Origin of the sequence: Pseudoalteromonas sp. UG3-2 (assembly GCF_037120705.1) — a bacterium.
Taxonomy (GTDB): domain Bacteria; phylum Pseudomonadota; class Gammaproteobacteria; order Enterobacterales; family Alteromonadaceae; genus Pseudoalteromonas.
The window spans coordinates 2,311,179-2,333,395 of record NZ_JAWLJU010000002.1; the positions used below are offsets into that span (position 1 = coordinate 2,311,179).

The 22,217-nt window shown below is 42.4% G+C and carries 7 protein-coding genes; all 7 read right to left on the bottom strand.

Going from position 1 to position 22,217, the window contains the following annotated elements:
• Positions 1–231 precede the first annotated feature (231 nt).
• The 7 genes from R3P39_RS13410 to R3P39_RS13440 all read right to left on the bottom strand — a co-directional run bounded on the left by R3P39_RS13410 (position 232) and on the right by R3P39_RS13440 (position 22,216).
• Positions 232–1,230, bottom strand: coding sequence for a TauD/TfdA family dioxygenase (locus tag R3P39_RS13410; protein WP_336568059.1), 999 nt, complete (start codon positions 1,228–1,230; stop codon positions 232–234).
• 105 nt (positions 1,231–1,335) lie between these two features.
• Positions 1,336–4,866 carry a non-ribosomal peptide synthetase gene (locus tag R3P39_RS13415; protein ID WP_336568061.1) on the bottom strand — a complete coding sequence of 1,177 codons (3,531 nt, stop codon included), beginning with the start codon at positions 4,864–4,866 and terminating at the stop codon, positions 1,336–1,338.
• Positions 4,863–7,904: a non-ribosomal peptide synthetase gene (locus R3P39_RS13420; protein ID WP_336568062.1), complete on the bottom strand. Its 3,042-nt coding sequence runs from the start codon at positions 7,902–7,904 to the stop codon at positions 4,863–4,865. Before R3P39_RS13420 ends, R3P39_RS13415 begins: the two co-directional genes overlap by 4 nt.
• 240 nt (positions 7,905–8,144) lie before the next feature.
• Entirely contained in the window at positions 8,145–9,179 is a 1,035-nt protein-coding gene (locus tag R3P39_RS13425; RefSeq protein WP_336568063.1) for a hypothetical protein, read from the bottom strand.
• Between the two features lie 319 nt (positions 9,180–9,498).
• Positions 9,499–10,500: a TauD/TfdA family dioxygenase gene (locus R3P39_RS13430; protein WP_336568064.1), complete on the bottom strand. Its 1,002-nt coding sequence runs from the start codon at positions 10,498–10,500 to the stop codon at positions 9,499–9,501.
• Complete coding sequence (locus R3P39_RS13435; RefSeq protein WP_336568065.1) at positions 10,497–14,156, bottom strand: condensation domain-containing protein; 3,660 nt, start codon at positions 14,154–14,156, stop codon at positions 10,497–10,499. Before R3P39_RS13435 ends, R3P39_RS13430 begins: the two co-directional genes overlap by 4 nt.
• Complete coding sequence (locus R3P39_RS13440; RefSeq protein WP_336568067.1) at positions 14,156–22,216, bottom strand: non-ribosomal peptide synthetase/type I polyketide synthase; 8,061 nt, start codon at positions 22,214–22,216, stop codon at positions 14,156–14,158. Before R3P39_RS13440 ends, R3P39_RS13435 begins: the two co-directional genes overlap by 1 nt.
• Between the last annotated feature and the right edge of the window lies 1 nt (position 22,217).

Consider the following 22,217-nt stretch of genomic DNA (forward strand, 5'->3'; position numbering starts at 1 on the left):
CTTTTTAAAGTAGTGTTAGGCTTACAGGAAGTCCCAAATAATTAATAAAACGTGTATTACAAAGCTTCATCGTACTAACACATGAATAAGACTTATCCTATGCCTGACTTGCGCAATGATAATATTACTCATTGAACAGTAAAACGCTTCACTGCTCAAAACGCAGCTACTGCGATACAATAACTACACATCAAAGCAACCAACCTCAATACTTGAGGTAAACGCACTCACTCAGCTCACAAAGAGTGTAGAGTCAACTTTTTTGTTCTTTGCTTTCCACCAACTTTCAACCACTAAGGTTCTTAATAACCAGCGATCTTTGCCGTCAAACTTTGGGTTGTAAGCGTTGCGAGAATGCACTACACGGCGATTGTCAAAAATTAACATCTCACCTTCCGCTAACGTTAAAGTCAAGTGTCCTTTATCTATAGACTTTTTGACTGCAGCAAGAGCTTGGGCTGAAGCATCACTGCATGCTTCCATATATGCTGGATCATAAACAATCTCAGGGTCTTTAGTGCCATCGAGTACTCTTACTCTGGTACTGCGTAAATCCCCATCATTAACGAACGTAATATCCTCCCAAATTAAGTAATCCGACAAACTCAGCTGCTTTCGCTCTTTGCCTGTTAGCTCTAAGTGATTTGCAGGCATTAAATATGTCTTCACCTCAGGATCATCTCTTAGGCATAATAACGTCACATAGTCAGCTTTTGTCTCATGAAAACCATCTTCAATATGCCATTCTAGAAATACACTATTGGTTCCTACCTGCTTACAAGAGTCTTTTTTAATCGGATAAATATCATCAACAAGCCCACTCGTGATTTTATCTTTGAAGTTATATACGTACCCAAGCGACACTGAAATTATTGACTGTAGCAGCGCAGCAAAGTCTCGCTCTTTGCCCTTAATTTCTCTTTTAGTTAAAGGGGTATCACGCAGCCCCTCTTGTAACGGTAAGTTTTGGATTAATAGATAGCTATACTCACCACCTTTAAACTTAAATTCCAATAACTTCTTTTTGACCCTACTTGGAAACTTGCTCCACGTTTCCAAGTAGCTAAATGTTATATCGGCACCGTCTGTAGACTTTTCGGCATGATGTTGCTTGACTAGCCGCTCTATTTGCTCTTTTTCTTCATCTAGTAAAGTGAGAGTCATACCCTCACAATCGCGCTTTATGTTTTTATTATACTTCTTGGGGCTAAGTTCTTCTGCCAATTCCATGTTTTTCTCCAAATCATTTGTATCACCAAGCCAAACTCGTGACTTGATGACAAGGGCTACACGATACTAAGTCGAACATAACCCTCACAATAATATTTTTGATGATTATATAGTTATCGAGTTTTTCTTTTCTGGTACAACGGTGCCTGCCTGGCTTTTCATGGCCGCTCTAGACTCTTCCACTAACCCAGCAATCGCTTTGATAGTGGGAAATTCGAATACATCTTTTAATGCTATGCTCACTTCATACTCTTCATTAATAGCTGCCACTAAACGACTGATTAGCAATGAATGTCCCCCTAATTCAAAAAAGTTGGCTTCTGTGCTAATTAGATCAGCATCAAGAGTAAGCAACTCGGACCAGATTTTTACAATATTAACTTCTAAATCAGTTTCCGGAGCAATATACTCTTGTCCTGAAAGTGCTCGGTCCGGTTCTGGCAGTGCCTTTTTATCTATCTTTCCATTTGCACTGAGGGGCCAAGTTTCTATCATCACAATGGTCGTTGGTAGCATGTACTCGGGTAACTTGTCTTTAAGTGCCGCTCTTAATGAGGCTGTAAAGTTTGTTTCTAACTCTTGTTGTGGCATGTCAGCAAAAGGAGCACTTAGTGGCTTAACGTATCCTACAACTTGCAGGTTACCTTTTATTTCTTTGGCTAAAGCGACTGCTGAGTCTACTTCATCTAATGCTGAAATTTGACCTTCAATTTCACTTAGTTCAATCCTAAACCCTCGAATTTTTACCTGTTCATCTGCTCGCCCTATAAACTCTAAACTCCCATCAGCTAAGTAACGAACAAGGTCACCGGTGCAATATAGCCTCTGCTCAGGAATATCATCACTTTCACAGCTTACAAACTTTTCGTCCGTTAGCGCTGAGTTATTAAAGTAGCCTTTTGCTAAACCATCTCCAGCTATGTACAAGGTACCTATGACACCTTGTGGAACCAATTGGTGTTCATCATCTAGTACGTAGAAAGAGGTATTTGGAAAAGGTACACCAAGAGGAATAGAGCCACTCTTTAGATCTTCGATACTATGAGCACCAGTGTCAAAGTAACTAGCATCTATTACAGTTTCTGTTTGTCCATATAAATTATAGATCCGAGTCTGTTTATCAATGACACTATGAAGTAGCTCAAGATCATCTACTTTCCAAGCTTCACAGCCAATGGATAGGTATTTAAGTCCACTTAAAAGTAGTTTATTCTGTTTCAGGTACTGCCCGAGCTCCCTTATAACACTTGGCACAAAATCCCCATATGATACTTTATGCTGCTCAATCAAAGTATGTAAGTCAGGCGCCGAAATCAATGTTTCATAAGAGCACACTATTAGCTTTCCAGCATTGCTACACAACGCCTTAATAATATCACCCAAAAGAATGTCTACTGAAAGCCCAGCCATTTGTAATACTGTTAGAGGCGATTTATCGATCGCAAAAATACTATCCCATCCAGCCTTTCTCGCGAGCAGTCCACTGTGCTGAACCATAATTCCTTTAGGCTTGCCAGTTGTACCTGAGGTATACATTACATAAACGAGATTGTCCGGCGTCAAACCCAATGACTCATTATCTAAGTTATCGGTTGACTGCTCTGAGAGTAGCGAATGGTTTCCCTCAACTAAGCCATCCATAGTCACTATTCTTGATTCTTCTATATTATCAATTTTAGTAACCAGTTTAGACTGTGTTAGAACAACTTTAGGTTCTGTTTCAGTAGTAATCTCTGTAAGCCGAGCACTGGGGTGACTCGGGTCCAGTGGGACATATGCCCCACCAGCTTTCAGAATACCTAAAATACCAATAACCATCTCTAAAGAGCGCTCAACGCACAGGCCAACTAGGGTGTCTGGTACTATGTTATGACCAGACCTTAAATAATGAGCCACTTGGTTTGCTTTATCGTTTAATTGAGCATAAGTCAGCTGTTGATCCGCAAATACCACCGCGACCTGATTTGGAGACTTTTTGACTTGTTGTTCAAATAGTTCATGAATACACTTATCGGTGCCATACGCTTGCTTAGAACCATTTAGCTCATGTACGAGATGCTTAACCTCAGACTCTGACATCATAGGCAATGACCGTGGCGTCATTTGTTTAGGCTCATCAACCTGACTAATTGCGTCAAACAGTGCACATAAATGTTGATTAAGTTGCTCAATATACTGGCTTTCAAATAAACCACTATCATAAACCCAGTCTAGGCTGGCTCCCTGTTCATTTATACTGACGTTAAGTTCGATATCAAACTTAGCTTGTACTTCTTCTAAATGACGAGCCCGTAACCTAGCCTCTGGCAAAATTAATGTTTGACTACCGGAACTGTCGTTGACACCAAAGTCGCTACTGGTTGTCAGCATAATTTGAAATAGTGGACTACACTCATTGCTTCTCGGTACTTGTAAGCACTCAACAAGCTGTTCAAATGGCACATCTTGATTAGATTGCGCCCCAAGATTGACTTGTTTTATGTGCTCAAAGTATTCACTTAGTGTCTTATGCTCTGTATTCGACCTTAATACTAGGGTATTTGTAAATAGCCCTATAAGCGGTTCCAACTGTGCTTGAGTACGATTGGCAATAGGTGTTCCAATAATAATGTCGTTGCTGTTACTGTGCCTTGATAGCAATAGCGAGAATACAGCATGCACTAACATAAATGGTGTTAACTGTAACTTACTCGCTGTTTCACAAAGCTTTTTCGCGACATCACTGGACAGCAGTCCCTGTACGAGCCCTCCGGTTTTTTGTTGATTTTTCAAACGAGGAAAGTCATACGGCAAACTATGTATCATCGGGGCATCTTGCAGCTGTTTTTGCCAGTAACTCAGCTGACTCTCCAGCACATCTCCAGCTAAGTATTCCCGCTGCCAATGACTATAGTCTGCATATTGAACCTCCAGCTCAGGTAAAGGGTTTGGATTCCCTTCACTAAATGCGTGATAAAGAGTAATAAACTCTTTGATTAATAGCTCTGTTGACCAGCCATCGGAGGCAATGTGATGCACATTAAATAGTAGCACTCCAGAGCTTTCAGATTTGCGAATATAGCTTACTCTCAACATGAGATCCTGCGCCAAGTTAAATGGTGCATTCATATCGATTGAAATAAGACTATTCACCTCAGACTCGAGCTTCTCACCCGTGAGATGCTCTAGATTTTCAACTGTAATTTCAAAGTCAACCTCTGATGTATCACGAATGACCTGACGTACCTCGCCAGAGTCAGAAAGATATACTGTACGTAGCACTTCATGGCGTTCAATAATTGTTTCAAATACACGTATCAGAATTTCAAGATCGAGCGTACCGATGATCTCAAATGCAACGGGCATATTATACTCAGCGGAGCCTTTATGCATACTATCAATAAACCAAAGCCTTTGCTGTGCAAATGAGGCTATATTAAGCTCATTATCTAGTTTTGGGCACGCGCTAATATTAGGAATATTGGAGCTTGCTTGCTGCTGAAGCAGCTCAACAATTTCACCTTTTTGGGCAACTATTTTTTCTTTGAGTCCTTCATCCATTGCGCCTGGCGGTGCTTTGAATGCCAAGCTCCCCTTATCCAGATATAAAATAATGCCTTTACTATTTACCTCTTTTAACAGCTCAACAACCTTCATAATACACCACCTTCCATATTTTCTAATTTTTCATCACTTGCACTATTTAAAAGCAGTAATGGTTCGATATATGCCGCAAGATCAGCGATCGTTTTGTTTTCGAATAGCACTCTTACGCTAATGTTAATATTGAACTCCCCTTGGATACGGTTTAACGCTTTCATAGCGAGCAATGAGTGGCCACCGATTGCAAAAAAATCCTGTGACGTACCAATCATCATTGAAGTATCTAGAAGCTCTTGCCAAATTTCAGCCAGCTTAACTTCAACTGCAGTCTTGGGGGGAACAAAACCGGCATGCGTATGATTTTGCGCAATTGTCGCTAATGCCTTAACGTCCAATTTACCATTAGATAAATATGGAAATGCCTCCTGCTCTATAAGCTGTGTTGGCATCATATATTCAGGTAGCTTGCTTGCGAGCAATTGAGTAAGTTCAGCTTCTGAAACTTTAGGTGCGATATAAAACAGGGCTAGGCTGCCCCCAACAGCAACACACTTAGCCTGCTCAGCAAGACCCGCATTAAGGATTACCATCGCAACTTCATCAGGCTCAATTCTATACCCATTTAGCTTAACCTGATTATCCAGTCGATCTAAATACATCAGATTGCCATCTGTTAATACTTGAACAAAATCACCTGTTTTGTAAAAGTGCAAGCATGTAGTATCACAATAGACCATCGCATCTGCAGTAAGTGATGTTTGACCAAAGTAACCTTTAAAAACTGAATCTCCAGCAATCTGTAGCTCTCCGGATTCACCAACCTCTGCAAGACAACCATCTTCTTTAATAACTCGACTATGCAAGTTATCTATAGGATAGCCGATAGGCACAAAGTCCGTTGATACTGTGTCATCATAACGCCAGAATAAAGCATCTATGCAGCATTCAGACGGCCCGTATAAATTAACAACCTCACAATTAAATGCTCTCATCGCTTTGTCTGCAGTTGCACGTTTGAGCGCCTCCCCGCCACAAAACACACTTGTCAATGCGTAGTCATTTGCCGCACCAACTTGTTCAAGTAATAGTTCTAGCAATGATGGCACTAACTGTAATCGCGTAATCGCATACTCTTGCATCGTGCGCTCAAATAAATTTAAGTTATAGTTAATGTCACTGGTCGCAATGACCATAGTCGCCCCAACCATCAGGGGGCTCCAAAACTCCCAAAGAGATGCATCAAAGCTCGCCGACGTTCTTTGTAAAAATCGTTCCTTAGCAGTAAAAGAAAACTCTCGATTGATCCAACTCATGTGATTGAGTAGTGCTTTGTGGCTTACGCTGACACCCTTTGCTTTTCCTGTTGAGCCTGACGTAAATAAGATGTAAGCCAAGTCATCTTCATGAATGTTGATGTCTGGTGCTTCGGTTGAATACAAGCTTAGCTCTAAACTTGTGTAATCGACATTATTACAATCAGGCAACGAGAAGTCGCCTAAGCTAATTACTGTACTAACCTCAGCATCTTTTAACATCCCCACGATCCGCTGCTCAGGCAAGTCAACATCAACAGGAACATACGTTGCTCCTAGTTTCATTATCGCCAACATGGAGATAACAAACTCAACTGAGCGCGCTAGGCACAATGCAACATTATCCCCTTTGCCAACACCTTGTTGCAGTAGGTGGTTAGCTAACTGATTAGCCGCTTTGTCCACCTCTAATAACGTTTTCTCTTGGCCGTCCAGTTCAATTACTTTTCCTTCACCTGAAGCAACTGCTTTATTGTAGTGGTCTAAAACTGTGGAGCCGGTCGCGGTTACATTTTGACCGCAACCGACATATTGCGGCGCAGTTTTAGGGCTAGATATACCAATATTGACAGACAAAGTGGTCTTTATCTGGGCAAGTAGATAAATAATGGTCTGTTGCTCAATATACCGGCTGTCATAGATTAATTGCAGACGACTTTCACTTCCTTGCTGAATAAACATAAACTGTAGCTTACAAACTTCAGTTACATGTTTTATTTGTTCGACTTGTAGCTCTGAGCTGTCCGTTGCTATAAGACTATCAAAAATAAAGCTAAATCCTGCGGTTTCATGGTCATGAGTTTTACTAAAACATTCGGCATAATCTTTCCCATTTTCGCTACAAATTTCCTCTTGCTTAAGCGCTTCATCAAAGCATTGCTGTGCGTTCGGGAATAAAGGTACAGCTCGACTGAGAGGCCCTATAACATCGGCCAAATCACTGTCTGAACGACTATCAAACATTCGCGCTAACTCTGCTTTGGGCGCAAACTTTTTAAGTGTTTGACGTAAGCTAGCACAGACTACTTCGGCGCTAGTTAGCCGGTGTTCAGCTGCATAGTGAGCGACTTCCCTATAGATATCTCCTAAGCCGATCTGCTCATCTTGGTATTCCTGTTGGCTTTCACCTTTGTAACGCTGTAATGTGCACTTATCTTCAAACGCAGCAACACTCTTGTCTCGATCCCAAAACTGACGTATGTCGGCTAACTCCTCATCTAATAAGAAATCTGCTAACCAAGGCGCCAGCTCTTCATACTGAATTACGTCATCTTGCAGCCAGGTTTCTACTTCATTTAAGCGCCCGCTGCCAGCTTTGGTGATGGACTGCAGTAATTGCATGAGAGTGAAGCTATCACAGTTTAAGGCCGGCAACTCAAGGTAGCACCAATGCTTTTCTCTTTGTGCTGCAATAACTAAACGCAACCAAGGAGTCGCGACCAGATCATCAGCATCACAACTGGATAAATTTGAGAGCTCTCGTTTCCTCTGAGCTATTTGAGCATCACTATAATCACTCCAATCCTCGGTTACTAAGTCTACTGTTGCATTTGAGCAAATGCGTTGCCAAAGCGCTCCATATTCATCCACTTCATAAGCTGTACGAAGGATGTCAAAGCGCTCTACAAGTTTGTTCAAGTAGATATTGATTGCTTCTATATCTAAGTCTCCGCTATATAAAGCACTAATTGCACCCTGACGCATTGACTTATCAGGATTATTTTTCAGCTGAATCCAGTGTGAGCTCTGAATTGGAGATGCCAATACTTTTTTATTCATTGGGTTATTCCTTATTTTTTTCTGAATCGCTCATGCAAAAATTGTTTATTACTATATTTTTTAATATCCACAACGTACTGAATCACCACTCAGAATCGATTTCAAAATTACAAACTGTTACTTCTTTGAAGCATTTGATTTTGGGTAGTCTATAATCACAAGACTTATTGACTCACCCTCTTCTATTTTCTGTTTTATACTATTTTCATTCTGCGCTATTAAAAGCTAAGTTAGCTTTACCTAAAGAAAGCCTGTTTCCATTTCTGACTCTGTTACTGGTTGAGAAGGGGGCGAAAAGCAACCATGGTGAATAAAGTGTGTGAGCTCTTCTTCTATTTCACTGAGTACTGCACAAATATTATTTAATTTATCCTGGTTTCTGCGTAGTTCAACCTGCTCACCGACAATACTGAAATCAATGTATTTTTTAAACGAAGTAAAGTCTTTAAACTGAGCGTAGCAACCCGTAAATAGACCTTCCCAGCCTGCAAATGGTGGCGGAAATCGAAACTCATCATGCTCCTTAAAACCATATTTAGGATTTGTAATAATAAACTTCATGGCAATACCGATCCGTTCAAATTTGGATGGCCCCGAGGAGTGGAATTGGTTTGCCCTAAATAAGTATGCATCACCTAGTTCAGGTTGCACAACACTGGTGCTAGTCATTTCGCTTTTAGGTAAAACCGCTATCTTTCCTTTAGCATCATGATAAAGGTAACTATGGCGAAGTGTTTCAACATCAACACCAGTAAACTCTCCAGCTAAAGCAAGGTAATCGGGTGCCTGAGTTGCCCCGTCGACGAGGAAGTTCGTTTTAGGTACATTATTTTTACCATAAAGGCTGGGGACCTCTTCCGAGGTCATTACTTCAAAGAGCGGTTGTTCATTAAGATTTTCTAGTGCTGATTGACGATAAAGAGGGATCCATAGGTTGTAACATGGTCCCATCCATTGATCGATAGAATCAACATGCCACTGATATTTGTTCTCTTTATTCAACTCAGTAACAGGCCTAACGGCAGAGTTCTGTAAGTTAACTGGCGCAACAAAGTCGTTCACATAAGCAATATCACCTTGGCAAATGCCTGGGTAAATTTCACTTAAGGAATCGACAACTATATTTAATAACTCATCACTGTGAGCCTCTACAAACCGTCTATTGACATAATGCAGCTGATTATAAAAACAGTCTTTTGCCTCAACTCCTCGAATTGTGGAGCGCACTAAAGCGAGTAAAAGCTCATGGGGAATAGCTTTGTCTAGTTTCAACATAAACATAGATCCTTTTATATCGTAAAATTATTTTTTCTGACTAACTGGCCTTAAAAAAGCGTAATTTAGATTTTAAAAAGTCAAAGAAAAACAGGCCGTGATTGCCAAAGCAGTATTCTAAAGAGCATTTCACGCTCACTACTACGCAAACTTTTTTGCTAGAATTTTAAATATACTACATGCACTAAATGCCAATACATTTAAACATCTAGTAACAGCCACCAAACATTTTTAAAACTAAGTAACAGAAAAACTCTGTTATTCAAAGGTTCAGTCAGCATCTCACACGTGAGATGCTGACTGAACCTATATTGAGATTTCATCCCATTGCCACGAGGACTCGGCGTTCACCTTTGAATGGCTTGCGACCATGGGCAACGAGCCAGTTATCTAGCAATAAAACATCTCCCTCACGCCAATTAAACTTCACCTCCTCGTTTACATATGCCTTTCTTAGCGCCTCAACAGTCATATCGTCAATATCACTACCATCGCCATAGCATGTTGAATACGGAAAGTCTGCAAGGGCTAGATCTTCTGCCATTCTAGCCCGTACATCAGGGCATAGATTATTTGTATGCCAGAATGATATATGATTGAACCACACCTTATCCTCACTTAAAGGGTGTTTGTGTACTGCCTTTCTCACCTGCTCAGTTACCACTTTATCATCTGAAATTGCTGTCACTTTTAGGTCTGCTTTCTCTGCATACGCTTTAATCTCTGCGATATTAGTCATGCCGAATGCTTTTTTAACCGTAGGTCCATAACCATTGCCATAATTTCTACGCAACAGCCATCCATCCCTTTGTTCAAATTCAGAAATAATGCCATCATCAATTCGTTCAAGCACTTTACGTACATCGGCTAACTGCGTCTGACCACCACTTTCGGGCGCAGTTAAACAGCAAAAAGCTAGTTTCTTAGGAGGTTCAGTAACATAGGACAATTCATTATGTAATGCAATTTCCTGATCTGAAGGAAACTCTGTAGCTGTATAGACACCCTTAGATAGTTTAGTTCTAGGCGTTGCGCCTTCAACATACTGCGCCGTGTCTCTGATACTGGCAGCAACAAATTGTTGAAAATCCTCTTCACTATGAATATTAAAACCTCGAAACAAAACAGCTCCAAAGCGAGCAAGATCTCGTGTGATTTCGGATTCATTTTGACTATACCAAGTCGGTAAATCAACGTTTGCTGCGCTACTCTTATACACAATTGGTAATGTTGGCGACTCTTCTAAAAAAACCTTTGAAACAAGTGAACTTTGCGGCGCTGTGTTGCCATTCTTTTTATTACGCCATTTGTTAAAACTCATGCTACATTTCCTTCAACTGAGAGTTGCTTCTTACTTCTCGCAGACTTAAATTTTCGCTTCACAGAGCGCAATTTGCTGCGGGCACCTTCATTCAATACCATTTTCACATCCGCTAACGTTTTACTCTGCATTTCATGCGATATTAACATCGCCATTATTTTTTCTATTCTGCTAAGACTAGACTGTTCAAAGCTACTGTTGCGTAGGCACCACTGGCCTTTTATTTCCTTACCATTAAAATCGTCCGCAATTAATAGGCTCACCGGACTATCGCAGGGAAAGTTATGCTTCTGAAGCAGCTCAGAACGTATGAACTTAAGTTGATAGACAAAAATAGAATCCCAGTTAGTGCCAAACTGCTTATTGTACTGTTGTGTCACCCAACTTTGCTCTAAAAATCCATTCTCTTCACTGCGTAGTAAACTCGTCAAAATATCATTAAGCTTTGTAAGTACATTCCCATGTTCGCTAAACGAACCTGACATAAAGCCAGCGCCATTAGAAGATGGTAATCCCGATACTGCAGTTAAAATACAACTACTTTCGGAATAAACAGCTAACGCTAAATTATAAATAGCAGCAAATGTGTGTGCTATCGAAGTATTATACTGGTTCGCTAGTCTACTGATTCCAGATGATACTTCCTTATTGCAGAAAAAATCAACTGTTTTTGTATTTATTCCTTGCTGATTAATACTCAACTCCAGTAATTCAGGCTGAGGCAAAACTTCTAATTCATCTTGCCAACCTCTGCTATGTCGCCACAGAGTATTGCGTTCAACAGTACCACCATCAGTTATAGGCATATTCGCTACCAACACGTATGAACTGGGCAATATATAGGTCGGCACCGACTTTTTTAGTGCTTGCTGCAATATTTGCAACTTCTCTTGCTGCTCTTGCTTATTGCCTTCCAACCTTAAATACACCACACCATCAACCACCGCGACTTGAGTTGTTTCAAACTGAGTGGATATTTTTTGCTCCAAGAAGAGATCATCTCGACTAGTCTTTGTTTCTCGAATGTGCACTAACTCGATAACTCCTTGATTTGTCTTCCTCACAAGTAATCCACTGTTCTCCAAATTGCCACTACTTTGTCCCGAAATGTATAAATAGCCTATGGCGCCATTAGGCACTTGATTAAATTCATCATACATAACTTTAGCTTGCTGTGTGTCACATAAGCTGCCTAGCATCACTGGTTCACCGGTCGATACTTGCCCTGAACATACATAATTAAGCAAGCCCACACTAAGTCCTGTAATGACCGGGTACAGTTCACTCCATCGCCACAACAGTGCATCCGCGCCGGATTCTGCATCAACAATGATTTTCTTTAATGCATAATCTGGACGCAGCGGTACATTTGCAAGAATCGAGTTTGACAATGTTAAGTGTGTGATCTGCCTTTGTACTAGTGTCTCTACTAACCCTTTTGTTTCTGTTAATAAGGATAGTTTTGAGCCTGCAACAATCGCTGCCAGCCAACTTGTTCTATAAACTTGTTCCATATGTGGATGGAGCAATAGAACTGACTCGCGGTCTAGCTCCATCAACTTTTGCTCTTTGAGCACTTGTTCTAGCAGCATACCTTGATTCATTTGGCCACTACTGGCTGCGCTATCAGCTAACGCAGAGTTGCTTTGCGAAACTTTAACCTCTTCAAGATCCAAGTTTTCACCTGAGTATGCTTTCAGGTCCGCTTCTGAAGGAAATAAAATACAGCCATTGGAGCTCATTTCTACGCCATTATTAGGTAGTAACACACTGCTATCAGGGTCTACCGTCAGTGTACCTAACCATTGGTTGTTTTGAATGGCACCGTGATACTCATATCCACTTCCAGCTTTCAGTACGGCCAATTGAGCAATGTAACGTGAAATCCCATGAATAGCACATATGTGCACTAGCTGGTTATGTTTAAGTCCGTTAGAGAGCAGATATCTTGCCAGTTGGTTTGCTTTGGTATTAAGCATTTTATAGCTCATACGCTCTGAACCACATTCAATCGCTATCGCATCACCTTTCTTTTCAACCTGGTCTTCAAACCGTGAATGTGCCGGCGAAAATGATGTTGCAGCGGCCTGAGGTGTAGTCATCGCAACAGCTGTAGGGGTTAATGCGAGTTTATCCACCGCAATGTCTATGTCCATTGCTAACTGGCGCAATATTACGGTGAAACTACTAGACATCGATTGAACCGTTTGAGTATCGAACAAGTCAGTTGAATAAGTGAGGTTGAGCCATAATCCTTTTTCACCTTCTTCGGCCACCATTTGTAAGTCATATTTAGTTAATGAGTTTTCGCCCATAACTGGATACGTGCTTAAACCATCGAGCTCAAACTCTGATTTCTCCGTATTTTGCAGTGTGAACATCACTTGAAATAATGGACTATGACTTAGCTCTCTTGGTATTTTCAAACGCTCAACTAACGAATCAAATGGAATATCCTGATGATCGAATGCCGTGAGCGTATTTTTCTTATTACGATTAAGTAAAGAACGGAAACTCTCCCCTTCTTTCCACTTTGTGCGATAAGTCAAACTATTGATAAAATACCCAATCATAGACGCTACCTGTGGATGCGTACGGCCAGCAATTGGGCTGCCGATGACCACATCACGAGTGCCACTCCAACGCCCGATCAATACCGAAAAAGCAGTATATAGTATCATAAACAAGGTCGCTTGATTTTCTCTTGCCTTCGCTTTAAGACCATCAAGTTCTTCAGCATCAACAAACCATGAATAGGTTTTCCCTGTAAACTTTTGTTGTGCGCCTCTAGGTCTATCTAAAGGCAAAGAGTGGCTGTATGGAGCCCCTTTAAGCATCTTCTCCCAATAAACCAACTGTTCAGATATTCTGGATTCATTGTAGTAGTTACGCTGCCAATGCGCATAGTCACAATACTGAACATCTAACTTTGGCAATGGATCTACCCGTTTTTTGCAGTAGCTTTCATACAATGCCACAAACTCTTGGACCATAATGGCCTGTGACCATGCATCAGAAGCAATATGATGTAGGGTAAAAAATAAGATATGGTCTTGCTCCGACCGCGCAACAACCTTCGCTTTCAACATCAAATCTGCTTGTAAGTTAAAAGTTTGATTCATTTCTTGAGCCGACACTTGCAATATCCGCTGCTGTTGTTCCTGAGGAGCAAGTTTTGTTAAGTCAATAACCGGTAACTCCCAATATTGCAGCGGTTGAACTTTCTGATAAACCTCTCCATCTTTCTCAACATACGCCGTTCGCAATACCTGATGACGCTCAATAAGCTTATTTACCGCCCACTGCACAGCAGCCAAGTTTAGCTCACCTTTTAAGCCAAACGCAGCATGTATATTATACTGATTACTCCCTCCTTCGAGTTGATCAATAAACCATAAACCTTGCTGGGCAAAAGTTAGAGGGAGCTCTGCGTTTTTATCTACCGGAGTTATGATCGTTTTATTTTCTGCCTCTTTCTTTTCCAGCTCTTGTTTACGGAGGTAAGCACTTATTTCATTTTTATGCTCTCGAATCTGCGCTTTTAAATTTTCAGGAAAGCTACCTTGTTCACTAATATAAGCCAACTGCTCACCTTTTAAGTAAAGTACAATGTTGCAAGCTTCTGCATTTGCGATGATTTGTTGTGGTAAATTCATTAAAACACTCCTTCTTCTACAGCTTTGCCTGCTTCTAATAATTGTGCTTTCTTATCTTCCGCTAGGCTTCTTTCCTGCTCAGTGGCTATTTTTTCTGCTAATTGACTTACAATTGGCTTTTCGAAGAACTCTTTTATCGATAGCGCAGCCTCATTAACAGCGAGCTTGCTTCTTATCTCACTTATCACCCGTGTCACGACGAGAGAATCACCACCTAAATCAAAGAAGTTATCCTCAACTCCAATTTGCTCAATCCCGAGCACCTGTTGCCAGATAGCAACGAGTTTTTCTTCAATCTCATTGCGCGGAGCAATATAGTCGCTATCTAACTCTGGGCGCTCATAAAGCACTTGCTGTGACTTCGCCGCTTCGAGATCTCTATCCACCCACTGGCTTAAGCGTTTCTCCAACGACCCAGTGGAGTGAATAAGCTGAGGGTAGTGCGAGTTGCTGAGCATAGCCGCAAAAGCCTGTACACCTTCATCTGGAGTCATTGAGAAGTCATCCAATGTTTCTTCAGAAAAGCTCCAGCCGTCCCAGTTCACACTAATCCAACGCTCATCTCCCTGTGCATGCTTATTTTGAGCAAAGGTATCCATGAAAATATTGCCGGCAGCATAAGCAGTAAACCCAAGCCCCCCAAGTACCGATGAAAGGGAGGACATAAGAAGACAGAAATCAAGCTGGCGCTCTCGCAATAGCTCATCTAAAACCAAAACACCATTTACTTTAGCGCGATATTGGTTATCGAAGTCCTGCTCTTTGGTCTCCGCTAAAGCAGTCATTGAACCATGTAATTGGCCAGCAGCATGGATGACACCAGTCACCTCACCAAACTTGCTCTCCGCTATGCTCATGGCATCTTGCATTTGTTGCAAGTTTGCCGAATCAGCACTGAGAATAAGCACATCCGCGCCATTTTCTTCTAAGGTATAAATTCTGCGAATTTTCTCACATAGTTGTGGATCAGCATCACTATCTAATAATGCATTCCAAGCTTGCCTTTCCGGCATTGCTGAGCGCCCAATGAGTACCAGTTTTGGCCGTACTACAGTTTCGCTGATATATTGCGCCAATAGTAAGCCGATGTTACCTAAGCCACCGCTGATAAAATACACCCCTTCATCTTTTAGGCTAAGGGCTGCTGGCATCTCACCTTGGTCTAACACTGCCTCATAACATGGTTCCCAGCAATGATTACCACGTAGCGCAACAGTCGCTACTCTCTGCTGAGTTAACAATTCTAGCGATAGGCGTCGAGCCATTGCCGCGATGGCATCATCGTTTACTGCATGATTTAAGTGAACGTCAATCTGGCGACAATTCAACTCGGGATATTCTTGTGGAGCAACCTTACATAAACCTTTAATCGTAGATCTGCCTAATCCAAGCTTCTCTTCTCCTGTCACGTTTTCCACATCGTTGGTCACGAAGTCGACACTAAACCCTGCATCCAATCCCGCTTTCACGATTGCCTGAACAGTATAAAGCGCACTATATACACCGCTACGCTGCTCTTGCGTGAACTCGCTCATGCTCTGGGCCTGCCGCGATTGTACTTCAGCAATGCTGGCTAAATGCACAACATGTGCTAACTGTACCTCACTCGTGACTACACCAATTAGCGTTTCATAATCCAAGCTGTTGTTAATATCAAAGCTAAAGCGCTGCTCGTCAATGCGACTAAAGCTGCTACCAGGGTAAGCCCGATATACGGTATGCCCTTGTGCAAGTAGCTGCGATGCCAAACCTTCTGCGACACCATAGTCATCCATAAGCAACAACCAACACCGGCTTCCCGTATCAAGTAACGGCTTCGTTTGCTTGGGCATAACTCTCTGTTTCCATGATGGTACAGACCACCATTGTTCAGCAGGTAGTTTCGCACCCATAGGGGTTGCGCTTACTGTGGCACCAGCCGCTGCGTCAATCCAATAACGCACTTTCTCAAACGGATAGGTCGGCAAAGGAACCCGTCGTCCAGCTTGCTCTAGGTTAAAGCGATGCCAGTCGACTGCAACACCATGACTCCACAAAGTACCTAATGCATCCAGCAGCTTGACCTGATCACAACAGGACTCATTGGGGTGACGAGTAATCGATAAGACCTGCTGTTTCCGAGCTTGGTGGTTTTTCTTCACTAAGCTGGTTAAGCTTCTGCCCGGGCCGACTTCAATAAACACCTTATGTTCAGACAAACACTCACAATCAGATAAGATTGCATCAATACCATCTGCAAATAAAACGGTACCTCTAAGGTGAGCAACCCAATATTCAGGGCTTTGTGCCTGTTCATCCGTGATAAACGTTCCAGAAACATTGGAAATATAGCGTACCGCTGGAGGACTTAATTTTACTTGCTCAACAACCTGCAAAAAGTCATCCAATATCACATCCATCATTTTTGAGTGGAATGCATGTGAGGTATGCAGTGGTCGACAATCTACTTCGCGCTCTTCTAGTAGAGCGTGTAAATGCGACAATTCTTGTGGCGACCCAGCAGCAACGCAATTATTTGCTGAATTTACTCCAGCTAAACAGGCGCCGCTAAGCTCTAATAAAGGTCGCAAATGCTCCGCTGGCATAGCGATTGATAACATACTACCTGGTGCAGCCTGCTGCATCAGATGACCTCGAGCACAAACCAGTTTTAGTGCATCTTCTAGTGTCAATACACCAGCTAAACATGCTGCCACATATTCACCGATGCTGTGTCCAATCATAACATCAGGTTGAACTCCCCAAGACTGCAAAAGTGTGGCCAGGCCATACTCAATTACGAATAAAGCGGGTTGAGTTATCCGAGTATTTGCAAGCAGTGCCTGTGCAGCTTCTTCGGTAAGCTGGCTACTCATTTCAGGGTAAAGTATCTCCCTAAGATCAGCGTCTATATCTGCCTTAATCAATTCAGCACAGCTATCAAATACAGCTTTAAATTGCGGCTCTAGCAAGTAAAGCTGTTTAGCCATATTAATATATTGCGCACCTTGACCTGGAAACATAAATACGACTGCACGTTCATCAACTTCATTACGAGTAACTTTGGGACTAGCGCTCAATTGGGCTATAGCCTCATCAATCGATGTACAAGTCACATGAGTACTATATTCGTATTGAGCTCGGCCTAACTGTAACGTATAGGCAATGTCGTGTAAGCTGACGTTGTCCGCTCGTTTTTCCTCGAGATGCGCACGTAAGTTATCACAGGCTGCTTTTACAGCATCGCTGGACTTCGCTGACACAGGCAGTAGCAAAGTATCTCTCGGAGAGGTACTCGCCTCGACTTCTGGAGCTTGTTCCATCACGACATGTGCGTTGGTGCCACCAATACCAAAAGAGCTTACGCCAGCGCGCCTAGCCTGGTCATCATCACAGTGCCAGTGCTTGCCCTCTGTATTGATATAAAATGGTGACTTCTCAAAGTTAATTTGCTCATTGCTCTGATTATAGTTGATCGTAGGCGGAAGCTGTTGATGCTTAAGAGCCTCAATGACTTTAACCATCCCAGCTGTACCAGCAGCAACGTCCAAGTGGCCAATGTTCGCTTTTACCGAGCCTAAAGCACAATAACCCGTTTGCTCCGTCTTAAAAGCGTTTCTTAGCGCCTTAATTTCGATAGGATCACCAATCTTAGTGCCAGTCCCATGCGCCTCAATATATTGAACAGTATTAGCGTCAACGTTCGCATTCTTTAGCGCTTGTTTTATGACTGCTGTCTGACCCGAAATACTTGGAGCCATGTAGCCGACCTTGTCTGTGGCATCATTGTTAACTGCAGTACCTTTTATCACAGCATGAATGGTATCTTTATCCGCTATTGCTTTATCTAACCGTTTTAGCAACAGTACACAGCCACCACTTCCCCCTCTGGTTCCACTTGCATCAATATCAAATGGCCGACAGTGACCATCCGCAGAGTTAACACCACCTTCTTGATAAAGATATCCGTCAGGCTTAAGTGAAGCGATGCGCGCCCCCCCTGCCAGTGCCATTTCACATTCGTTTAGCAATAAGCTACTACAAGCCTGATGCACATTAACCAAAGAAGATGAACATGCTGTAAGTACGTTCACACTCGGGCCCGTTAAGTTCAATTTATATGATATCTTTGTCGCGAGAAATGACGGGCTGGTGCTTGCCACTAAGCTTTGCGATGCACTGTTAACTATGTCTGGGTTGCATAATAAGTTTTCTATCAAATATGCGCTGTCAGTGACACCGACAAATACACCCACATTTTTAGGTTTCGAGTGATCACCGTAGCCCGAATGCTCCAATGCGTCAGAAGAAACCTCCAACATAAGTCGGTGCTGTGGGTCCAATAGTTCAGCTTCCCGAGGCGTATAGCCGAAGTGCTTAGCATCAAAGTCAGCCACACCATCCAAGACATCCATAGACTTAATAAAGCGAGGGTCTTTCAACAGTGCAGGCTCAACCCCTGCGGCTAACAACTCCTCATCACTGAAGAAAGTGATGGACTCTTTACCTGCGCTAATATTTTGCCAAAATTGATCTACGTTAGCGGCGCCAGGAAAACGCCCCGCCATACCGATAACAGCAATATCGGTACACTCTTGTGATACACATCTCGTCGTCAACTCTGGCTGTTCTACCTCCATTTCAGAGCTACCACTTGACAAAAACTTAGCCAGCGTAGCGATCGTTGGATACTCAAATAAGTCTGTGAGTTCAACCTCAGCATCTAACTGCTGCTGTATTTCTTTTTGCAATTTGATACTCAGTAGCGAATTACCACCAATTTCAAAGAAGTTACTATTAGCTGATACATTTTCAAGCTGCAAAACATCACACCATATTTGTGCAAGCGCTTTTTCAGTATCATTATGAGCCGCCACAAAGTCACTATTGATTGCCTTCTCTGTTGGGTTTGGTAAAGCCTTTCGATCCATTTTCCCATTAGCGGTGAGTGGCCATTCAGTCACTGTAACAATAGCACTTGGTACCATATGTTCAGGTAGATTCAGCCCTAGTCGCGCCTTTATCTCGGCGACGAAATGGTCATCTGGGTTTACCTCTCCACTCGCTTTCACGTACCCCACGAGCTGATTGGAGCCTGCAACTTCATAAGTAGTTACCAAGGCTGAGTTCACACTTTCTAGCTCTTCTAGTTGTGCTTCTATTTCGCCAAGCTCGATTCTAAACCCTCGTATCTTAACCTGATCGTCAGCGCGTCCAATAAAGGCTAAATTACCATCTGGAAGATAACGAACTAAGTCTCCCGTGCGATATAACCGCGCGGAGCTATTCACTTTCGCCGCATCATAAAATGGGTTTTCAACAAACCGTTCGGCGGTTAGCTCAGGCCGATTTAAGTACCCTCTCGCCAGCCCTTGACCACCAATGTAAAGCTCACCGATACAGCCATAAGGTGCCAGTGCTCCATCATGCATAATAAACAGCGATTTATTTGGTAACGCTTTACCAATACTGACGGGCTCTCCGCGATGCAGCTCTGCAACACTACTCCAGACAGTAGCTTCAGTTGGACCATACTCATTGAATAGCTTAACCCCTGTATCAGAGAACTTTTGATAATGCTTTTCAACGACATTACTTGAACAACTTTCGCCAGCGACGATCACACCTCGCAGCGCCGGTAAAGAATTACTGTCAACATCATTTAGGATCAGATCGTAAAAGCTCGGAACCATCAATAAATGGCTGATATCGTGCTTTTTCAACTGACTAACAATGTAACTAGTGTCCGCCTTTTTATGCGCACTAAGTAGACATAGCTTTGCACCACTGGTTAGTGATGAGAAAACCCCAGCAATCGAACTGTCAAAAGATATTGATGAGATCAAAAGGAAACTAGAAAAGTCATCGTAGATGTCAAACCGGCACAGCGTTGAGTAAACCAGAGACTGATGTTCAATCATCACACCTTTTGGCTGGCCTGTTGAACCTGAAGTATAAATCACGTAGGCAAGATTTTTCGGCTTAAGATTCACAGCAGCGGTTGATATATTGGCTGTTGAGTACTGCGAAAATAGGTGTGACGTTTCACCTACATCACTATTGCCTATGTTATCGAGGGTAATGATCGTACCTTGAAAATCGGTCAAAACATCTTGCAGGTGAGATTGACTCAGTACAACCTGTAATGCCGCATCTTCAAACATATAATTGAGTCGCGACTGAGGGTAGTCCGGGTCTAGCGGGACATATGCAGCTCCAGCCTTTAAAATTCCTAGAATACCAATAACCATTTCTAACGAGCGCTCAACACATAGACCAACAAATGTGTCAGGGCTAATACGGTGGTTCTCACTCAGGTAGTGTGCTACTTGGTTTGCTTTTTCATTTAATTGCCTATAGGTCAAGGACTGATCTTCAATGACGACAGCAACATTGTCCGGACAGCGCTCTACTTGCTGCTCAAATAGCTCATGAATACAGTAATCTGCCGAGTGTGGTAGCTCCACACCATTGAGCTCATTTACCAATTGATGAGTCTCTTGCTCACCCAGCATAGGTATAGCAGGTAGAGCAATACCCCTCTTACTCTGCAGCTCCGAAAACTCGCACAGCAAGCGACATAAGTGTGTATTGAGCTGCTCAATATGTGCTTCTGAGAACAGACTTACATCATAAGTCCAACGCAACCCAACGCCTTGCTCACTGATATTAAGATCAATGTCTAAATCAAACTTTACTTGAATTAACTCAGATGCACTGGCACACAGTTCTACATTGGGTAGTTGAAACTTATCAAGCCCAGCATCATCGATACCATAACTAGTACTGGTGGTCATCATGATTTGAAATAATGGATTGTAAGCTTTGCTACGTGGCACTTTTAGGTGGTCGATTAGTTGTTCAAATGGCACGTCTTGATTTGATTGCGCTTCCAAGTGCACCGTCTTTATATGCTCAAGATAATCGGCTAATGTACTGTGTTCTGTATTAGCTCTCAGTACCAGTGTGTTAACAAAAAAGCCAATTAGCGGTTCTAGCTCCGCTTGCATACGGTTTGCAACTGGCGTCCCAATCACAATATCATTACTATTACTATGACGAGACAGCAACAGCGCTAGGGCACTGTGTAACAACATAAATGGTGTAAGTTCATACTCCTTTGCTACCGCAAGTAACTTTTTGCCGATTTCATCCGGTAGCGCTCCATGAATGACTGACGCCTGCTGCTTTTTCGCAGCAGGCCGCGCTTTGTCCAGTGGTAAAGAATGAACAGCTGGAGCCTCATCTAACTGCGATTGCCAGTATGCCAGCTGTTTTTCCAGCACTTCACCTTCAAGGTAGTTTTTTTGCCACTGTGCATAATCCGCATATTGTACCTCTAACGGGGGGAGCGGGTTTTCTTGTTTAGCACTGTATGCTTGGTATAGCGTTACAAACTCTTTTGTTAATACTTCGACAGACCAACCATCCGAAGCAATGTGATGCATATTAAATAATAAAACACCGGCATCTTCAGATTTCTGAAGGTAACTCACTCTTAGCATTAAATCTGACGCAAGATTGAAGGAGGTCGTGATGTCAGCATCCATTCTTTGAGTTACCGCTTCAGTTAAGGCTTCCCCCGCAAGGTGACTTAGATCCTCAACCTTGACACTGAAGTCGATCTCATTCATCGGTCGTATACGCTGTACCATCTGCCCCTGTGACTCCTCGTATACAGAACGCAATACCTCATGACGCTCGATAATTGTAGAGAAAACCTGATTAAGTACCTGTAGATCAAGCACGCCTTTGGTTTCGAATGCCATCGGCATATTGTACTCAGGAGAACCACCTTGAAGACTATCGATAAACCATAGACGTTGCTGTGCAAAGGAAATATCCGCTTTGCCCTGATCTCGAGCAACCACTTCAATTTTTTCTCCTCCACCGGTTTCGCTGTACATAGAGTTTAATTGCTCCAAGTAAGCAACTAAGGAAGTTTTATTGGCTTTGATTAGATCTCGAAGCTCTGCAGTGATAGCTCCCTTAGGCGCTTTCGCTTTCAATTGGTTGTTTTCATCTAAATAAAGATCGATATCGGATTTAGCTAATGTATTTAGTATAGTTTTTGCGTTCATT